Annotated in this window: 1 pseudogene; it reads left to right on the forward strand. The window is 65.8% G+C overall.

From position 1 onward, the window contains the following. A pseudogene (locus tag V5P19_RS23670) lies at positions 1-226 on the forward strand (ABC transporter permease); the annotation flags it as partial. Positions 227-269: the final 43 nt, after the last annotated feature.

Raw genomic sequence — 269 nt, forward strand, 5'->3', positions numbered from 1 at the left:
GGCCTTCGCCTGGCGGACCCTGATCGCGGCCGAACACGAGTTCGGCGTCAGCGCGAGGTCCGGCGGCATCGGCTGGTTCATCTACACCAGCCGGGCCCAACTGGAGACGGCCAGCGTCTTTGCGGGCCTGTTGACGGTGATCCTGATCGGCCTCCTGGTGGAGGGCGTGATCTTTCGGACCCTGACACGATTCACGGTGCAGCGCTGGGGCCAGGTGCAGACCTAAGGTGCAGACCTAAGGTGCAGACCTAGAGCCCTCGAGCCAGTCC

Source organism: Enterobacter sp. UNJFSC 003, assembly GCF_036903355.1.
Taxonomy (GTDB): domain Bacteria; phylum Pseudomonadota; class Gammaproteobacteria; order Enterobacterales; family Enterobacteriaceae; genus Enterobacter.